The 19,774-nt window shown below is 40.6% G+C and carries 8 protein-coding genes; all 8 read left to right on the forward strand.

Annotated features, from left to right (window positions below; genetic code table 11):
- Positions 1–39: 39 nt before the first annotated feature.
- The 8 genes from P2W73_RS05445 (at position 40) to P2W73_RS05480 (ending at position 19,674) form a co-directional block, all read left to right on the forward strand.
- Entirely contained in the window at positions 40–1,608 is a 1,569-nt protein-coding gene (locus tag P2W73_RS05445) for a RagB/SusD family nutrient uptake outer membrane protein (protein ID WP_276500984.1), read from the forward strand.
- Between the two features lie 173 nt (positions 1,609–1,781).
- Positions 1,782–3,419, forward strand: a complete 1,638-nt coding sequence (locus P2W73_RS05450; protein ID WP_276500985.1) for a glycoside hydrolase — start codon at positions 1,782–1,784, stop codon at positions 3,417–3,419.
- 28 nt (positions 3,420–3,447) lie between these two features.
- Positions 3,448–6,831, forward strand: coding sequence for a VCBS repeat-containing protein (locus tag P2W73_RS05455; protein ID WP_276500986.1), 3,384 nt, complete (start codon positions 3,448–3,450; stop codon positions 6,829–6,831).
- A gap of 85 nt (positions 6,832–6,916) precedes the next feature.
- Positions 6,917–8,257, forward strand: a complete 1,341-nt coding sequence (locus P2W73_RS05460; protein ID WP_276500987.1) for a sugar porter family MFS transporter — start codon at positions 6,917–6,919, stop codon at positions 8,255–8,257.
- A 279-nt stretch (positions 8,258–8,536) separates the two neighbouring features.
- Positions 8,537–11,884, forward strand: coding sequence for a DUF5107 domain-containing protein (locus tag P2W73_RS05465; RefSeq protein ID WP_276500988.1), 3,348 nt, complete (start codon positions 8,537–8,539; stop codon positions 11,882–11,884).
- Positions 11,885–11,962: 78 nt separating this feature from the next.
- A complete protein-coding gene (locus tag P2W73_RS05470; protein ID WP_276500989.1) occupies positions 11,963–14,707 on the forward strand; it encodes a DUF8487 domain-containing protein in 2,745 nt (914 codons plus the stop codon).
- Positions 14,708–14,721: 14 nt separating this feature from the next.
- Positions 14,722–16,713 (forward strand): alpha-L-arabinofuranosidase family protein, encoded by a 1,992-nt coding sequence (locus P2W73_RS05475; protein ID WP_276500990.1) that lies wholly within the window; start codon positions 14,722–14,724, stop codon positions 16,711–16,713.
- Between the two features lie 384 nt (positions 16,714–17,097).
- Positions 17,098–19,674 (forward strand): RICIN domain-containing protein, encoded by a 2,577-nt coding sequence (locus P2W73_RS05480; protein ID WP_276500991.1) that lies wholly within the window; start codon positions 17,098–17,100, stop codon positions 19,672–19,674.
- The last annotated feature ends 100 nt before the right edge of the window (positions 19,675–19,774 follow it).

The raw sequence follows: 19,774 nt of genomic DNA on the forward strand, positions 1-19,774 counted from the left end.
GGGTCGGAATTTATTCATAATAATTTAAAGACTTAAAATATGAAAAATAAAAAGCAGGGATTTTTATCAATACTTATATTATCCCTATTATTTATTACAGGATGTAAAAAGGATTTCTTTGAAAAGAAATTATATGGAATCCAGGACCAGGTTTCAACAATTAAAGATGAAGCTTCTGCTCTTGCGATGATAAATGGTTGCTATGCAATGATAGATGGAACCGACTGGTGGTCAGGCAGGTTTCAGCGAATGATGCTTGAATGTTCTTCAGATAATGGCTGGGGAGGAAATGACTACCAGGACAGGCCAACAGAAATTGGGACGATGGCCTTCACCAATGTTCTTAATGAAGACAATGGTTATGTGCAATCATTGTTTGATATCCTTTATTTGGGTGTAAGAAACTGTAACAATACCATACAGGTTTTACCAAATGCGCCCATAAGCGAAGCTCTTAAAAAAAGAGGTGTGGCTGAAGCAAAGTTTCTGAGGGCCTACTACTATTTTGAATTGGTAAAAACTTTCGGTGATTGTGTACTGTACACTAACCTTCCAACAAGCGCTGAATTGATACCCCGTTCTCCGGTCAAGGATGTATATGCACAGATAGTGCAGGACCTGAAAGATGCTTCAAATGATCTGCCTGAAGTGGATGCATATGCTGCTTCTGATAAAGGAAGAGCAACAAAAGGTGCTGCATTAGGTTTGCTAGCCAAAGCATATCTTTTCATGGAAGATTATGCAAATGCTGAAAGTACTGCTCAAACAGTAATTCAATCAAATAAGTATATTCTGTTGCCTGATTATGGCGATTTATTTAAAACAAGCAATCCATGGAGTAGGGAATCATTATTTGAAATCGGGTACAATCCGGATACCAAATACAATACAGGTGTAAGAGCTACCACCATGACATGGGCCACCAATGATGGAGGCTGGGGCTGGTTTGGCCAAACCAGTAACCTGGAAAATGCTTTTATAGCCGAAGGAGATGATATACGGAGAAAAAATACCATTGTTAAGGCAGGTGAACCAGTTGAAGGCGAAAACCGCATATTTCCGGCTGATATTGGTCAACACACATCAGGTCGTTATTTCAGAAAATTGTATGTGCCTATAGCTGAAAGAGGCGGTCTATATGGTAACCAGCCATTAAATCAGATTATGTTACGTTTTGCAGAAATATTGCTGATACATGCGGAAGCCGCTGCCTTTAGCGGACATGACGCCGAAGCGTTAGTTTCTTTAAATAAAGTAAGGCTAAGAGTCAATCTCGCACCAAAAATAGGTTTGACAGGTGATGCGCTAAAATTAGCTATTTATAACGAAAGAAGGCTTGAACTGGCAGGTGAAGGCACCTACAGATGGGACGATATCAGAAGAATTAAGATTGGCGGTAAAAAATTAATTTCATTACTGATGGGACCCAATGGCAGTTTTGTAAAATATAATACTACCACCAATGTTGATCCTATTGAAAAGACGCCCCACCGTGAAAGCCTGAATAAAGGAATCGAATTTAAGGAAGGCAAACATGAAGTGTGGCCGATACCAAGAACTGTTATACAGGCCAGCAATGGTACTGTTACCCAAAATAACGGATATTAAGAATTCAATATCGTTTTACTTAAGCGGCTTCCGTGGCGGGTGTTCCTGCCCGCCACGGTTTTCGGCCGCTTTTGGTATTGTATTCTTATCATAGCAGTAAACGACTTTGACTGAGTAACTGCAATACAACAATGAGCATTGATGCAAAGACCAGGATATAAAAAATAATAGAAATGGTTAAAAAACATATCTTTTTTTTAGTGATGGTTTTCTTTGCAGGGATAATTTATGCCTGCAATAAAAAAACCGGCCCTACTCCGCCTCCGCCTAATCCTTGTTTTTACAACGGAATAGATACTTGCCTCGCAAATACGCCTTTGAAATTAACGATTAACCTGGCTGATGAAAAACAAACCATACATAGCTTCGGCGCATCTGACGGCTGGACAGCCAAGTTCGTCGGCAAATGGGCGGACGCCAATAAGAAAAAAAGGATTGCAGACTATCTGTTCAGCATGGATACCGCAAGTGATGGCATTCCCAAGGGGATCGGTCTTTCTTTGTGGCGTGTAAATATTGGCGCCGGAAGTTTTGAACAGGGTACCAACAGCGAGATTCCTGATGAGTGGAGAAGAGAAGAATGTTTTTTGCAGGCTGATGGTAGCTACAACTGGAGCAAGCAGGCCGGCAGTCAATGGTTTTTAAATGAAGCCAAACAACGGGGAGTAAAGTATACATTAGGATTTGCTATTTCTGCGCCGGTTTATATAACACTTGATGGAAAGGCACACGGAGGCGGGCGATCATCTTTCAATCTGCAATCAGGCAAGATGCCGGATTATGCAGAATTCCTGGCCGAAGTATCTGATCATTTCAAATTTGATTATATCAGTCCTTTCAATGAGCCACAGTGGAATTGGGGCAATGGAAGCCCATCGCAGGAAGGCTCTGCAGCCACCAATACTGAAATTGCAGATCTTGTAAAATTGTTGGGTCCTAAATTGCAAAGCAGGTCATTAGCTACATCAATTGTAGCGGGCGAAGCAGCACAATGGAATTTTACCTCCAATACCTATGACAACAACAGGGGCGATCAGATTTATAATTGGTTCAGTCCCGCTTCTTCAAATTATATCGGCAATGTGCCCAACACGGCAAAAATAATTTCTGCGCATAGTTATTTCACTACCTGTCCCGACAATAACTTGATGAATATCCGCAGCAATGTGGTTAATAAAAGAAACGCAGTGGATGCAGGTTTGGGTTTATGGCAAACAGAGTTCGGGATATTGGGAGATATATGTGGTCAATACAATGGCTATCCCAAAAACATAAGTATTGACTATGGGCTTTATGTAGCCAAGGTAATTCATCATGACCTGGCCATTGCTGGTGCGAGTTCCTGGCAGTGGTGGCTGACCATGAACCCTTATAATTATAGTGATGGCTTGGTATATATTAATGATCCCTCCGGCGGATATGATCTGAATGCAAGTAAAACCGATGGCATTGTGTCGGACTCAAAACAGTTGTGGTGCTTTGGTAATTATTCACGGTTTGTAAGGCCGGGTATGAAGAGAATCGCTGCTTCCATCGAAGGTATTGATGATATTACCGCAGCCGATTCTCAGATGATATCGGCGTATAAAGATGTTGTAAACCGGAAACTCGTGTTTGTGATTGTGAACATGAGTTCCAGTTCAAAAATATTCGGGCTGTCAGGTTTAGGATCAACAATTAAAATAGCAGGCAATAAGTTGGATGTTTATACTACTACTGCTGCAAAAAGTTTGTCGCGGTCGGTAGCAGTAGCGGATAATATTAAAATTGAAGCAAAGTCTGTCACTACGTTAATAGGTACTTATGAGTAACAGCTGAAGTAATTCAAAATATTTTTTTATGCCACGTTACTTCTTGTTGAGCACTGTTGTACTGCTGTTGTTTTCATGCAGCAGCGCCGATACTGAAAAAGTAAAACGAACTATTTTTTCAAAATCCACTATTGCTGAATCAGGAGTTGATTTTAATAATAAGATTACAGAGGACGATTCAGTAAATCTCATTAATAATGAATATGCCTACATGGGAGGAGGCGTGGGTATTATAGATATTAATAATGATGGTTTACAGGATATTTTTTTTTCGGGAAACCAGGTTAGTTGCAGATTGTATTTGAATGGAGGCGACAATCACTTTAAAGATATAACAGCAAGTGCGGGGATTTCAACTAATAGCTGGTGCACAGGAGTAAGTGTTGTTGATATTAATAACGATGGTTACCAGGATATCTATGTAAGTGTTTCCGGCGCAGTTGATGGAAATGCCAGGAAAAATTTACTGTTTATCAATAATAAAAACATGACGTTTATTGAAAAGGCTGCTGAATATGGATTAGCCGATACCGGGTATTCAACACAGGCAGTGTTTCTGGATTTTGATAAAGATGGGGATTTGGATATGTATCTGGTAAATCATTTGTTGCAGGGCCCTAATCCAAATAATATCACAAAGAAGGATTTGAGTGGCCATTCAATGTTGAACGATCATTTATATATCAATGATGGCGTAAGTAAAAATTCAGGGCATCCTGTTTTCAGGAATATTTCCGCACTGGCAGGAATAATGGAAGACGGTTATGGACTGGGGGTTGTTGTAAGCGATTTTAATAGTGATGGGTGGCCGGATATTTATGTTGCCAATGATTATTTGAGCAATGACTTTTTGTGGGTAAACAACAGGAACGGAACCTTTACTAATGTGATTGCAGCTTCCCTGAATCATCAGAGTTATAGTAGTATGGGCGTAGACGCAGCCGATATAAATAACGATGGCCTGCCCGACATAACCAGCCTCGATATGTTGCCGGAATACAATCAACGTAAGAAAGAAATGTATTCATTTTTGAGTTACGAACGATATGAGATGGAACGATTGGCCGGTTATGAACCTGAGTTTATGCGTAATATGCTGCAGCTAAATAATGGGAACCTGGAAATTGATGATACCATATTGCCACGATTTAGCGAAATAGGGCAGTTGGCAGGCATTAGTGAAACCGACTGGAGCTGGAGTGTGCTGATGGCTGATTTTGATAATGATGGATGGAAAGATATGCATATCACGAACGGTTTAGGGCGTGATTTAATTAATGCAGATTTTGTTTTGTACCGGATGCAAACACCCGTGGATCCTGTTACCGGTGTGGCCGGCAGAAAGAAAAAGCTCCAAAATGAATTAAATTCTCTGGGGCAGGTTGCTTTAAAAAATTATTTATTCCGCAATAATCATGATTACACATTCACCAATCAAAATGATAGTTCAGGGATTGATGAGTTGACTATTTCAAATGGCGCTGCTTATGCGGACCTGGACAATGATGGCGACCTGGATATGGTTGTGAATAATATCAATCAACCTGCTTCTTTATTCATCAATAATTCAAAAACAAAACAACAACCCGATTCATTACACAATTATTTGTCAATTGAACTTAAGGGAGACAGCCTTAACAGGAATGCGTTTGGCGCCAAACTTTATATTACCACCAACAATACGATACAGTTTTTTGAACAAAATCCTGCCAGGGGTTACGCTTCTACCGTGGACAAGCGGATTTTTGCAGGATTGGGCGGAGCAAATACTGCCGATATAAAAATAATCTGGCCGGATGGTAAGATAAGTTTGAGGAAAGCTGTGCCTGTAAATCAATTTCTTTCAATTAGCAGTGATAGTAGCAATGAAGAAAAAAACAATGCGGTTTTGAATGCTGACCATTTGTTTACTGAGATATCCGGTAGTGACGGGCTTGAATTTAAACATCAGGAAACTTTTTTTAATGACTATCGTTTTCAAAGGTTATTACCCCAAAAATATTCTCAATCAGGGCCATTTATTTCTGTCGCAGATATAAACGGGGACGGGCTGATGGATTTTTTCAGCGGCGGGGCTTTCAAACAATCAGGCAAAATATTTATACAGCAACCAGGAGGTAAGTTTCTGCATAAAGATTTAGTTACCGGCAACAAGTATGAGGAAGACATGGGCAGTGTTTTTTTTGATGCCAATGGAGATAAATATCCTGACTTGTTTGTTACAGGCGGGAGTAATGAATTTGACGAAGGTTCAAAATTTTACCACCCACGATTATATATGAATGATGGAAAAGGAAATTTTACCTTAAATGAAACTGCTATTCCATCTTCAGTAAATGCAAGTGCCCAGGCAACCACCGATATTGACTTTGATGGAGATGGTGATTTGGACCTTTTCATAGGAGGAAGGGTTTCGAATCAATATCCATCAGCCCCTAAAAGTTATATCCTTGAAAATAATAAAGGAATTTTTCGTGACGTCACCCATATTGTATGTCCCGAATTACAAAGAGCAGGTATGATTACGGCTGTCGTTGCTACAGATTTTGACAATGACAAGAAAAAGGATTTAATCGTTGTCGGAGAATGGATGCCAATCCGGTTCTTCAAAAACAGGAGCGGCAGTTTTGAAGAAGTAACCAATGAGACCGGGTTATTTAATACCAACGGGATGTGGCGTAGCCTGGCGGCTGCTGATATTGACAATGATGGCGATACTGATTTTGTTGCCGGCAATTTTGGTATGAATTGTAAGTATCGTGTTTTGCCGCAAAAGCCGATGGTGCTTTATGCAAAAGATATAGATGGTAACGGAAGTATTGATCCGGTATTGGGATATTATATTAAGGATGATGAATCAAAAAGCACATTATATCCTTCTGTTTCCCTGGGTCAATTGGCTGAACAGGTGCCGGCCATAAAAAAGCAATATCTCTATCATAAAGACTTTGCAAAAGCAACGATGGATGATATTTTTCATAATAAAGAAGAAGGTGAGTCTTTTCTACAATTACAATGTTATGAATTGCATTCTTGCTGGTTTGAAAACTCCGGAAATGGAAAATTTGTAAAGCATCAGCTTCCCGTGGAGGCACAGTTTGCGCCAGTTAATGCCATAGTCTGCGAGGATATCGATAATGATGGCAAAATGGATTTGTTGTTAGCGGGCAACGAATTCCAGGCTGAAGTAATGAATGGCCGCTATGATGCTTCCTATGGATGCTACTTACAGGGTGACGGCAAAGGTGGATTTACTTTTATTAAGCCATCAGTTAGCGGATTGGTATTAAAAGGTGATGTGAAAGATTTAAAGCTCATACAAACAGAAGGCAAAAAAAAGCTGTTGCTGGCAGCAATCAATAATGACCGGATGAAAACTTTTTCGATAAAAAAGATGCGAAAAGATATGTGACACACCTGATCATAATTTTATCCATCATTTTCATAACTATTGCTATTGCAGAACTTACTATATAAAATCAAATTTGTTCCTCATCATGAAGACAGAACCACAACGTTTTAATACTTCGTATATCCTGGCGGTCTCGTTTATATCCGCATTGGGAGGCTACCTGTTCGGTTTTGATTTTGCAGTCATTTCGGGCACACTGCCTTTCCTGCGGGAACAATTTGGTTTGAATGAATACTGGGAAGGATTCGCTACCGGTTCCCTGGCACTGGGTGCAATACTCGGATGTATTGTTGCTGGTGAAGTTGCAGATAGGTATGGCCGGCGTCCGGGACTTTTGTTGGCTGCACTCATTTTTGCTATTTCTTCATTGGCGATGGCCTTATCGCCCAATCTTGGTTTTTTTATTACAGCCCGTTTTTTCGCCGGTGTTGGAGTAGGAATGGCTTCTATGTTATCACCGATGTATATAGCTGAAGTTTCACCTGCGCCATATCGGGGCCGAATGGTTGCCATCAATCAGCTTACTATTGTAATCGGGATATTGGTCACCAACCTGGTAAACTATTCATTGCGCAATAGTGGAACTGATGCCTGGCGATGGATGTTTGGTTTGGGAGCTGTTCCTTCCACTCTCTTTGTGCTTGGTGTATTATGGTTGCCGGAAAGTCCACGGTGGCTAATAAAAGCAGGGAAAGACCAAAAAGCCTTCGATGTATTATCAAGAATCGGTAATCCTGTTTTTGTAAAAAGCTCTGTCAGCGCCATTCAAGGATCGGTACACGATAATGGAAAAGTAAGCTACCGGGCTGCTTTTGAAAAAGCTGTTTTGCCTGCAGTATTGATAGGAATCGGCCTTGCAGTTTTCCAGCAGCTTTGCGGCATTAATGTAGTATTTAATTATACCTCCAATATTTTTGAAAGCATCGGCGCTTCAAAAGACGACCAGTTGCTGCAAACTGTTTTTATCGGCGGTGTGAACCTGTTTTTCACATTGCTTGCAATGGGATTAGTTGACAAGCTGGGGAGAAAGCCATTAATGCTGATAGGCGCCGGCGGGCTTGCGATATTATATATAATCGTCGCACAACTTTTAGTTTCCCAATCATCCACAGTGTCTGGTTTTCTACTGGCAGCTATCGGCACTTATGCGGTTTCGCTGGCGCCGGTAACCTGGGTATTGATTTCAGAAATCTTTCCCAATAAAGTAAGAGGAGTTGCTATTTCCATTGCAGTATTGTGTTTGTGGGCAGCTTATTTCATACTCACTTTTACTTTTCCCGTGCTGGCAAAATGGATGGGCATGGGTAATACTTTTTATATCTATTCGGGAATATGTATTATTGGTTTTGTATTTGTATGGCGAAAAGTGAAAGAGACAAAAGGAAAAACACTGGAGGAACTGGAGGCCGTGTTTTCGCCGCATTAATTGCATCGGCATTTCTTTTTGAGCCATCGATGAATAAGCGGTAATGAAGAAATTTTAGGTTGAGGACACATTTAAAACGTCGTTTCGCAAGCAATAAGCAGTAGTTAGGCAATCCCGAAACAGCAGCGGTGAAAGACCCGCTGCCTGTTTTCGGAAGCTGTACTAAATCTTTTTGGGAAGATGCTGGGAATAAAAATTTTTCTCTAAAGCAAAACATATTTGAAAGTTTTCAAAAAATAAAACCTGGTTAGTGTCAATTGCAAAAAAAAATTGAAAGTAATGGAAGTAAAAGCCTGGCAGGAATTAGTTAAAATTCCGACTTATAAGATTGGTGATCCTGATAAGAATCCCATGTTCCTGGAGAAAAGAGTATACCAGGGTAGCAGCGGCGTTGTCTATCCCCACCCTGTGATTGATAAAGTTTATGATGAAAAGGAAGATAAAGAATGGACGGCTCTGTTTCTGGAAAACGAATACCTGAAAGTAATGATCCTTCCCGAACTGGGCGGCCGCATACAGATGGCTTATGACAAAACAAATGACTATCATTTTGTTTATTACAACCAGGTCATCAAACCTGCATTGGTTGGCCTGGCCGGCCCTTGGATCAGCGGCGGCATTGAATTCAACTGGCCTCAACATCACCGGCCTTCTACCTTTGATGCCACTGATTTTATGATTGAAGAACATGCTGATGGCAGTAGAACAGTGTGGGTGAATGAATATGAAATTATGTTCCGCACCAAATGTTCACTGGGCTTTACACTTCACCCGGGCAAAGCATATATTGAACTGCATGCAAAATTGCATAACCGCACTCCATTTCCGCAAACCTTCCTATGGTGGGCCAACCCGGCAGTGGCGGTGGATGAACATTACCAGAGCGTATTTCCGCCGGATGTACATGCGGTGTATGATCACGGGAAAAGAGATGTGAGTTCTTTCCCCATAGCAACAGGTACTTATTACAAAGTAGATTATTCCCCGGGTACAGATATTTCCATCTATACCAATATCCCGGTGCCTACTTCGTACATGGCGGTGAATAGTGAATTCAATTTTGTCGGGGGTTATCATCATCAGAAAAAAGCGGGTATGATACATGTGGCCGATCATCATGTCAGCCCCGGGAAAAAACAGTGGACATGGGGTTGCGGGGAATTTGGAAAAGCATGGGACAGACAACTGACAGATGAAGATGGCCCCTACTTTGAATTAATGTGCGGCGTTTATACCGACAACCAACCGGACTTCAGTTGGATAATGCCAAACGAAGTGAGAGAGTTTAGTCAATATTTCATGCCCTATAAAAACATCGGCTATGTAAAAAATGCGTCTGTTGATGCGATGGTGAATTTTGATATTAATGGAAACAATGCTGATATTAAAGTATATGTTACATGCGAGAGGGTTGTAAAAATTTTACTGAAAAAATCAGGCAGTGTTATTCATGAAAAAGCAATGTCTTTATCTCCGGAGATAACTTATGAAGAAATAATTCCATTACAGCAGCCAGTTACTTCCGTTGAAGATTACAGCGTTGAAGTATTAGATGAAGAGGGCCGGGTTTTAATAAATTATTCGCCGGTAGTAAAAGAAAATACTGAAATACCGGAGCCGGCAAAGGCAATACCGGAACCTTCTGCTCTTAAAACAAATGAGGAGCTTTATCTCGCAGGTCTTCACCTGGAGCAATACCGGCATGGCACTTATTGTGCAGAAGATTACTATGCAGAAGCCATCTTGAGAGACCCGACGGATATCAGAAATAATAATGCTCTCGGGTTATTATTTCTACGGAGAGGAGAATATCAAAGAAGCGAAAAATATTTCCGCAGTGCTATTGAAAAACTAAACAAGCATAATCCTAATACTTATGATAGTGAACCATTGTACAACCTGGGACTTGCATTAAAACATCAAGGGAGATATGAAGAAGCCTATGCGCTCCTGTACAAAAGTACATGGAGTGCATATCTCCAGGATAATGCTTTTCTCCAACTCGCCTTTATTGAAGCAAGAAATGAAAACTGGAATCAGGCTTCATCATTTATTAAAGATTCGCTGGCAAGAAATCTTCGCAGTCCCAAAGCAAGACACCTGAAAACAATTATTCTTCGCAAACTTGGCAAACTGGATAAAGCAGCAAGATCGGCAATGCGATCCCTCGAATTGGATGCCTTCAATTTCGGCAGCAGGTATGAGCTGTACAAAGTTTTTTCCGAAAACGGGGAGAAAGAAAAAGCAGTTGAAGTGTTGGCAGAGTTGAAACAACTGATGCGGGAATGGAATCATAATTATATTGAAATAGCTATTGACTATGCCAATGCCGGGCAGTATGCTGACGCTTTTGATCTATTGCATTTAATTGCTGAATCAAATACCGATCCTCTTACCTTTTACTACCTGGGTTATTTTAAATACCATATTCGAGAAGTTGAGGAAGCAAAACATTGGTTTGAAAAAGGTTTTCATTGTTCACCCGACAGGGTTTTTCCAAACCGGCTGGAAGATATTGAGGTGTTGAAAAAAGCAATCGAAGTAAACAGCGGCGATTATAAAGCTCTTTATTATCTGGGCAATTTCTACTATGCCAAACGCAGATACGAAGACGCAAGAAAATGCTGGGAACAATCAGTAGAAATTAATGATCAGTTTCCTACCGTGCTTAGAAACCTGGGCATTGCCTGGTATAATAAGTTTGATAAAAAAGAAGAAGCGCTGCGACTGTTTGAAAAAGCTTTTGACAGCGATACCACTGATTCTAGAATACTATATGAACTGGATCAGTTGTATAAGCGTTTTCACAAACTACCGGAGGACCGTTTGTTTTTTTTGAAGAAATACGAGCCGCTCATTGCTGAAAGAGATGATTTGTACATTGAATATGTATTGCTGCATACACTTACCGGTCGCTTTCACGAAGCGAAACGATTGTTAGAAACCCGGAACTTCCATCCCTGGGAAGGAGGAGAGGGAAAAACTTCTGGGCAGCATATTCATATACATGTTGAGATTGCAAAAAATGCTTTAAGAGAAAATAAATTCAAGGAAGCACTGGAACTGTTGCAGGCAGCAGAAAAATATCCTGAAAACCTTGGCGAAGGAAAGTTATATGGAGCCCAGGAAAATGATATTCATTACTGGATGGGCTGTGCTTATGAACAACTGAATGAAATGAACCTTGCACAGGAATATTGGCGAAAGGCATCAGTCGGATTAAGCGATCCTTTACCTGCTATTTATTACAATGATCAGCAGCCTGATAAGATCTTCTACCAGGGTCTTGCTTTATTAAAGCTCGGCGACATGGGGGAAGCCATTAAGCGATTCAACAACCTTGTCAGGTTTGGAGAAACGAATATGAATAAGGAAGTAAAGATTGATTATTTCGCCGTGTCGCTTCCCGACCTGATGATTTTTGATGATGACCTGGATGTCCGCAACCAGATTCATTGTCATTACCTGCTCGGCTTAGGGTGGCTGGGACTGGAGCTGTACGATAAATCGGAATATCATTTCGACGTAGCTCTTCGGCTGGACCCGGCGCATCCAGGTGCTATTGTTCACAAGACCATGTTAAATGAGAAAGTCAAATCGGATGCATTTCCTGAAGTGCTTAAATGAATGGCTTTTTGAATTGTTAGCGAGTAAAGATTTTTTTAAACAGAAAATTAAACCGTGAATTTTCTCAACAAGTGAAAGATGAAAACAGGCACATTAAAATATTTTTTTCTTGCAATGGTCGCTTTGTTAAGCTATCACAATGGCATGACCCAAAAACTATCATTAAATGGTCAATGGAAGGTAAGGCTCGATTCATTTGACAAAAAGGAACGTACCGTGAAGTTGCCAGGTACGTTGGACGACGCCGGTATTGGTTATCCCAATAAAATTGAACCTGCTTTAAATATTGCAACGTTGGCACATTTGACCAGGAAAGTGCAGTATGTCGGTAAAGCTTTTTATAGCAGGACATTTAGTGTTTCTCCCAAATGGAAATCAAAACAAATAAAACTTCTGCTGGAAAGGGTATTGTGGAAATCAACCGTTTGGATTGATGATAAACAAGTGAATGAAAATGGTGAAAGTTTGATAGTCCCGCATGAGTTTGATATTACTGATTATGTTGTTCCGGGCAAGCGGCAAACGATCACCATCTGTATTGATAATTCCAATATTTACCCGGACATCAATGCTTATGCCTACCAATATCCATCAGTAGAAAGTAGTCCGATGGCGCATGCATACACCAATCACACACAAATAAAATGGAATGGCATATTGGGAAATATTTCACTGGTGGCGGAACCAAAATTGTCAATCAATGAGGTAAATGTATTTCCGGATTTGCAAAACAAAAAACTGGAAATTCATTACCGGCTGAAAGATGTAAAAAGTAAATCAATCAAACTCCAATCCTTTGTTATTGACCCGCAAACCGGCAGAAAATGGTCTTCTGCTTTTTCTCAAAACGACATCCTGCAAAAAGAAATTACCGGTAACATTTCATTCGGCGACAAAGTGACCTTATGGAGTGAGTTTTCACCCAAGCTTTATCATTTGGTAACAACGCTGCAATCGGATTACGGTACGGATACGGTTATAACAAAATTTGCTATCCGGGATTTGAAAACAAAAGATGGCGATTTGTATTTAAATGACAACAGAATTTTTATCAGGGGCAATCTTGAATGTATTATTTTCCCGCTGAAAGGATATACGCCCACGCAGTTAGGGGAATGGCGGACGCTTATTAAGACAGCCAGGGAGTATGGGCTAAATTTGTTACGGTTTCATAGCTGGTGTCCTCCTGAGGCAGCATTTACAGCGGCTGATGAGTTGGGTTTTTATCTGCAGGTAGAATTGCCTCACTGGAATTGGAAAGTAGGTAATGATACAACTACATTTGGTTTTCTGCGCAAAGAAGGATTTCGTCTCCTTGCTGAATATGGAAATCATCCTTCATTTTTGTTTTTGAGTATGGGGAATGAGTTGGAGGGAGATTTTGAAAAGTTAAATCACCTCGTTGCTGAATTAAAACAGCAGGACAATCGTCGTTTATACAGTACCACTACTTTTACCTTTCAAAAAGAACTTACAGGAACGCCACAACCGCAGGATGATTTTTATGTAACGCAATGGACAAAGAAGGGCTGGGTAAGAGGACAGGGAGTTTTTAACGATGAATCACCTTCATTCGCAAAAGATTTCAGCGCATCAATTGAAGGCATTAATGTTCCTTTAATTTCACATGAGATAGGGCAATATTGTGTTTATCCTGACTTAACAGAAATTGAAAAATACAGCGGCAATCTTTTGCCATTGAATTTTATTGCAGTTAGAAATGACTTACGCAAAAAAGGACTTTTGCATTTGTCGCCATCCTTTGTTCAGGCATCCGGCAGGTTTGCTTCACTTTTATACAAAGAAGAAATTGAAAGAGCGCTGAAGACAAAAGGATTTGATGGATTTCATCTTTTGCAGCTACAGGATTTTCCCGGCCAGGGAACGGCTTTGGTTGGATTGCTTAATGCGTTTTGGAAAACGAAAGGATTTATAACAGCCAAAGAATTTCGTCAATACAACAGCGAACTTACGCCGCTCATTCGTTATCCTAAAACTGTTTATACCAATAATGAAATATTTGTAGCCGAAGTTGAACTGGCGAATTTTTATAAACCGCTTGATGCAGAAGTGGTTTGGAAAATTCGTGATGAAAACAAAACGGTATTGCGTACGGGATCCTTTGGAAAAAAAGAGTATGTTATTGGTAATTGTCTGCCGGTTGGAGAATTAAAATTTGATTTGAAACAGGTGTCGTCAGCAAAGAAATTAACCATTGAAATATTCGTTAAAGGAACTTCTTACCAAAATCAATGGAGTATTTGGGTGTATCCTTCTTTACTTAAAGAGGAAAGTGGTGAAGTGATTGTTACAGCCTCTTTAAGCGAGGCTTTAAATACTTTGGAAAAGGGAGGTAAAGTGTTGCTGTGTCCGGCACCCGATACGTTAAAAGGTATTACGGGAAAGTTTGTGCCGGTTTTCTGGAGTCCTGTTCATTTTCCTGACCAACCGGGTACAATGGGTTTGTTGATCAAACAAAATCACAAGGCATTAAAAGATTTCCCTACAGATTTTCATAGCAACTGGCAATGGTGGGATTTAACAATCAAAAGCAAAACACTCAATGCCGGTACTCTTCCTGATAAAGCAATTATCGTACGTGTCATTGACAATTTTGTCCGCAACCAAAGTCTTACCAATTTGTTTGAAGTAAAACTGGGGAAAGGTAAAATGATTGTTTGCAGTATCGATGTTTTATCTGATCTGGACAAAAGACCACAGGCAAAACAATTAAGATACAGTTTACTGAAGTATATGAACAGCAAAGATTTTACTCCAGAAGCAACTATTACGGAAGAGCAGGTAAGAAATTATTTTAAATGACAAGTCCTTTTTTCATGAAAAAAATATCGATTGTAATTGCTTTGCTGCATTTCATGCTGTGCCTGCAGGCAGATGCGCAAACAAAGCAAATAGTGGTAAAGGTGAACGAAGTAAAGGCAACCGTACAGCCAACCATGTGGGGTGTGTTTTTCGAAGACATCAACATGGGTGCTGATGGTGGTATCTATGCGGAACTGGTAAAAAACCGATCATTTGAATTCTTTCAACCCATTCATGAGTTCCTTAAACCCATGACGGGTTGGACAGTAAACCAAAAAGCAGAAGGCGATATTCTCGTGCTGAATCGTAAAGAAGAAAACAGCACCAACCCACGTTACATCCGTGTGACTGCCCGCAATGCTCAGAAAGGTAATTTGAGTATGTTAAATGAAGGATTCCGGGGCATAGGCATCAAGAACGCTTTACGTTACGATTTTTCGGTAATGTATCGTCAGCAAAAAAACGGTGTGAAACTGCACATCGAATTGCTGAATGCAACAGGACAGATTATTGGTGAAACAGTTTTGGTACCGGAGAAGGCTGACAACAACTGGAACAAACAAGCTGTAAGTTTCAACGCAACTGCAACAGAGCTTAAAGGAAAAATGAACCTGTGGTTTGAAGGCGATGGTGTGATTGATCTCGACATGATTTCGCTCTTTCCTTCAGATACCTGGAAAGGCCGTCCCGGTGGTTTGCGTGCCGACATGGTGCAAATGCTGGCCGACATGAAACCCGGCTTCATTCGTTTTCCCGGTGGTTGCATTGTAGAAGGCTTTGATCTCTCACAACGTTACCAATGGAAAAAAACTATCGGCCCTGTTGAAAACAGACAATCGCTTATCAATCTATGGAACTTCATATTTGCACATCGTCCCACACCGGATTATTTTCAAACCTACGGTCTTGGTTTCTTTGAATATTTCCAATTGTGTGAAGACATTGGCGCCGAGCCATTGCCCATTTTGAATTGCGGCATGGCATGTCAGTTTCAATCGGCTGAAGTAGTTCCGTTGGAACAGTTAGATCCCTACGTACAGGATGCATTGGACCTTGTTGAGTTTGCTAACGGCAATGTAAACACGAAGTGGGGAAAGGTTCGTGCAGACCTTGGACATCCGGCACCATTTAACCTGAAGATGATGGGCATTGGCAATGAAAACTGGGGTCCGCAATACCTGGAACGTGTAGCTGTTTTCACCAAAGCCATCAAAGCAAAATATCCCGACATCAAACTGGTGAACAGTTCCGGATTTGAGCCCAACGGGGAACGCTTTGACTTCCTGAATACAGCTTTGCGGCAAGCGAATGCAGATCTTATTGACGAACATTACTACAGCCGCCCTGACTGGTTTTTGCAAAATGCCAATCGCTATGACAACTATCCACGCAATGGCTCCAAAGTTTTTGCAGGTGAATATGCTGCGCAAAGCGACAAAACAGTAAGTGTAAACAACAGGAACAATTGGTTGGCTGCTTTGTCTGAAGCCGCTTTCATGACCGGTTTGGAACGTAATGCCGATGTGGTAAACATGGCCTCCTATGCACCGCTGTTTGCACACGCCGAAGGCTGGCAGTGGACACCGGATTTGATTTGGGTAAACAACCTCCAATCTTACAGTACGCCAAATTACTACGTGCAGAAATTGTTCTCGTTGAACAAAGGAAGCAAGGTTGTTTCCATCACATCAAACAACCAGGTTATAGCCGGGCAAGACAGTCTCTATGCTTCAGCAGTGATTGATGAAAAGACAAATGAATTAATCATTAAAGTTGTGAATGCGTCGCCAAAAGGACAGGTAAATACAATTGTATTGAATGCTATAAAAAAACTTGCGCCGCAAGGAAAATTAACTGTCTTGAAAGGCAATCCTGATAATATGAATTCATTTGATGATCCGCAACATGTATCACCAAAAGAATCAACAATTGATGTGAAAAGAAAGAATATACATCTTACTGCGGCACCGTATTCGTTGAGTGTGATACGAGTGAAAATGTTGTAATGAATTAATTGGGATGGATGTTATTTTCTTAAAGTAGCTTCATTCAGATGTGCAAACTATGCAACAAGGATGTTGCCGAAAGTTTTTGCTTAATTTCTCAATAGATTTTTTCCTGGTACAAACATTTCAAATGGACTCTTTAAGGGTCCATTTTTTTGAAGATGAAAACCTTAAAACTGCCAGTTTCAACCACATAATAAAATCCATCATTTACATAAGTTATTCCATTTCCTTCGGGGTAGTCGTTTCTTAGTTTTATATCTAAACAAAAATAACTCGAAGGAAGCTTTTCCCACATTGATGATTTGAGTCATTGCTTTCAATTAAGTAGCTATCTCCACCGGTTTATTTTTCTTTTTTTTAATTAACGATAAAATTGTCTGTATGAAAAAGGTTTTTACCTCTTTGTTATTCCTTTCATTTTCTGTATTCAGTTTTTCACAAACTGCTGTGGTTGTTGATCCCAACGCAAGACGTCAAACCATGAAAGGCTTTGGCGTTTCACTGGCGTGGTGGGCCAATATATTGGGAGGCTGGGGCGATACAGTGGTAAATGATGTATGTACATTGCTTACCGACAGCAACGAATTAAATATGAACTATTTCCGGTTTAACATTGCTGGCGGTGATAGTTCGGGGCATAATCACATGCGTTTTGATGCCAATATGCCCGGATACAAATCCACCCGTACCGGTAGCTATGACTGGTCGGCGGATGCCAATCAGCGGAAATTTTTAAAGAAATTGTATTCCCTGAAAAGCGGCGCCATTTACGAGGCGGCTTCCTATTCACCGCCCTACTGGATGACGAAGAGCGGTTGCAGTGCAGGGAATACAGACGGCACGGATAACCTGAATGACAGCGATTATGTAGCGTTTGCTGATTATCTCACTGAAGTAGTAAAACATTATAAAGATGTGGAGGGAGTTCCCTTCAGCAGGTTAGAACCAATGAATGAACCGTTTTCAAACTGGTGGAAGGCGAAAAATTGGCAGGAAGGCTGTGCTTTTTCACAAGCCAATCAAATAAAACTGATCAATGCGGTATATAACAAGCTCAATACAAAAAATATGCTTTCGTATTGCAAGATCATTGCTATGGATGCCAATAGTATTGATGAAGCGCTGAATGGATTGAACGGGTATCCCGATTCAGTATTAAGCAAATTAAACGAAATATCGACGCATACTTATTTCGGTACGAAACGTGTAGAATTGTATAGTGCTGCAGCCGCCAAGGGAAAAGAAGTATGGCAAACCGAAAGCGGTCCAATAATTAGCGAAACCGGCATCGATAATTATTTGGTTATGGCCAACCGCATTATTGCCGATCTGAAAGACATGAGAGCGGTGGTATGGGCCGATTGGCAGGCTATGGACTTTTATGGTGACTACTGGGGTTTATGGAGATATGACACTACCAATAAAACCTACAACAAAGTAAAATCCTATTATGTCCGGAAACAGTTTTCAAAATATGTAAAACCGGGATATACCGTTATTTATAGTAATGAAAGCACAATTGCAGCGCTTAATCCGGCCAATAATGAACTGGTGGTTGTATTGGTGAATGCAGATACCTCCGGCAATAAATCCTATAAAGTTGATTTGAATTTATTTGGTTCTACAGGTGCATCCGCATCCGCTTACCGTACTTCATCTACGCAGGATTGCGCACAGCTTTCGAATATCAGCATCGCCAATAATATCTTTAGCTATACAGCACCGGCAAGATCTGTTACTACTTTTATAATCCCTGTCACATTAGCCACAAATCCAATCCCCATTGCAAACGGCAATTATAGAATCACCGCCAAACACAGTAACAAGGATATGTCTGTTGCCGCAACTTCTGACAGTAATGGTGCAGTCATTGAGCAATGGACGCCATTGGGTCAGTCAAACCAGGTATTCAACGTGCAATGGACAACTGCCGGTTATAAATTGTTGCCTTCTTACAATGCAAAAGCTGTTACTGTTAATGGCAATAGCTTGGCCAATGGCGCTGTAATAAATCAATGGACTGATCTTGAACAAACAAACCAGCGATTTAGTATGATTGATGTTGGGGGTGGTTATTATAAGATAGTAGCAAGGCATAGCGCTAAATGCCTGGCCGTTACCGGAAACGGAATGAACAATGGTGATGATGTGGTGCAATGGGAATGGCTGAATTATGACAACTTCAAATGGCAGTTCACACCGGTGGCCTTAGATTCTACTTTAGCAAATGGAACCTATACCATCAAAGCGAAGCACAGTAGTAAAGTAATGTCTGTTGAAGGCTGGTCATCAGATAATGGGGGCATCATTGAACAGTGGGCTAATCTTTGCCAGGGGAATCAGAAATTCAGTGTGCAGTTTACATCTTCAGGCTACATCATTAAACCCTCTTATAATAATAAGAATGTCTCAGTTAATAGTTATAGTATAGCTAATGGAGCTTCTATAGTTCAGTGGGATGACTTTACTCAATCCCATCAGCGGTATCAGATTATTAACCTGGGCAGTGGGTTTTATAAAATCGTAGCAAGACATTCAAATAAGTGCCTTGCAGTTACAGGAAACGGTATGAATAATGGAGATGATGTGGTACAATGGGAATGGTTGAATAATGATAATTTCAAGTGGGCTTTCGAATCACCCTGCGCTTCCCGGACAGGGGCAACAACAACTATTACTAATACTACTACTAATAATAATATTGGGCTTTTGGCTGAAAATAACCCGGAGTATTTAAAAGTATACCCCAATCCATCAACTGGCTATATTATTATTCAAAGTTCCGGCATTGATAAGGCGCAGGTTCAAATCTATGATATGAGCGGAAAACTAATGATGATAAGAAACGGCTTGAGCAATACTGAAACGATTAATGTCAATAAGTTGGCCAAAGGTGTTTATACATTAAAGATTTCAGGAAGCAACAAAGTCGTGCTGGAGAAAATAATAGTCCAGTGAAAAATACGTGAATATGGAGACCACCCGTCCGGGGAGTTTGTGAGGCTTACCCGGACTTTTTTATACACCAGTTTAAACACTATGACAGCCTAATACAGAT

It is taken from the genome of Terrimonas pollutisoli (assembly GCF_029360765.1).
GTDB classification, from domain to species: domain Bacteria; phylum Bacteroidota; class Bacteroidia; order Chitinophagales; family Chitinophagaceae; genus Terrimonas_B; species Terrimonas_B pollutisoli.

Bases quoted from the DNA above. Each gene is read 5' to 3' on its own strand.
- P2W73_RS05445 (WP_276500984.1), top strand. From the start codon at position 40: ATGAAAAATAAAAAGCAGGGATTTTTATCAATACTTATATTATCCCTA.
- P2W73_RS05450 (WP_276500985.1), top strand. From the start codon at position 1,782: ATGGTTAAAAAACATATCTTTTTTTTAGTGATGGTTTTCTTTGCAGGG.
- P2W73_RS05455 (WP_276500986.1), top strand. From the start codon at position 3,448: ATGCCACGTTACTTCTTGTTGAGCACTGTTGTACTGCTGTTGTTTTCA.
- P2W73_RS05460 (WP_276500987.1), top strand. From the start codon at position 6,917: ATGAAGACAGAACCACAACGTTTTAATACTTCGTATATCCTGGCGGTC.
- P2W73_RS05465 (WP_276500988.1), top strand. From the start codon at position 8,537: ATGGAAGTAAAAGCCTGGCAGGAATTAGTTAAAATTCCGACTTATAAG.
- P2W73_RS05470 (WP_276500989.1), top strand. From the start codon at position 11,963: ATGAAAACAGGCACATTAAAATATTTTTTTCTTGCAATGGTCGCTTTG.
- P2W73_RS05475 (WP_276500990.1), top strand. From the start codon at position 14,722: ATGAAAAAAATATCGATTGTAATTGCTTTGCTGCATTTCATGCTGTGC.
- P2W73_RS05480 (WP_276500991.1), top strand. From the start codon at position 17,098: ATGAAAAAGGTTTTTACCTCTTTGTTATTCCTTTCATTTTCTGTATTC.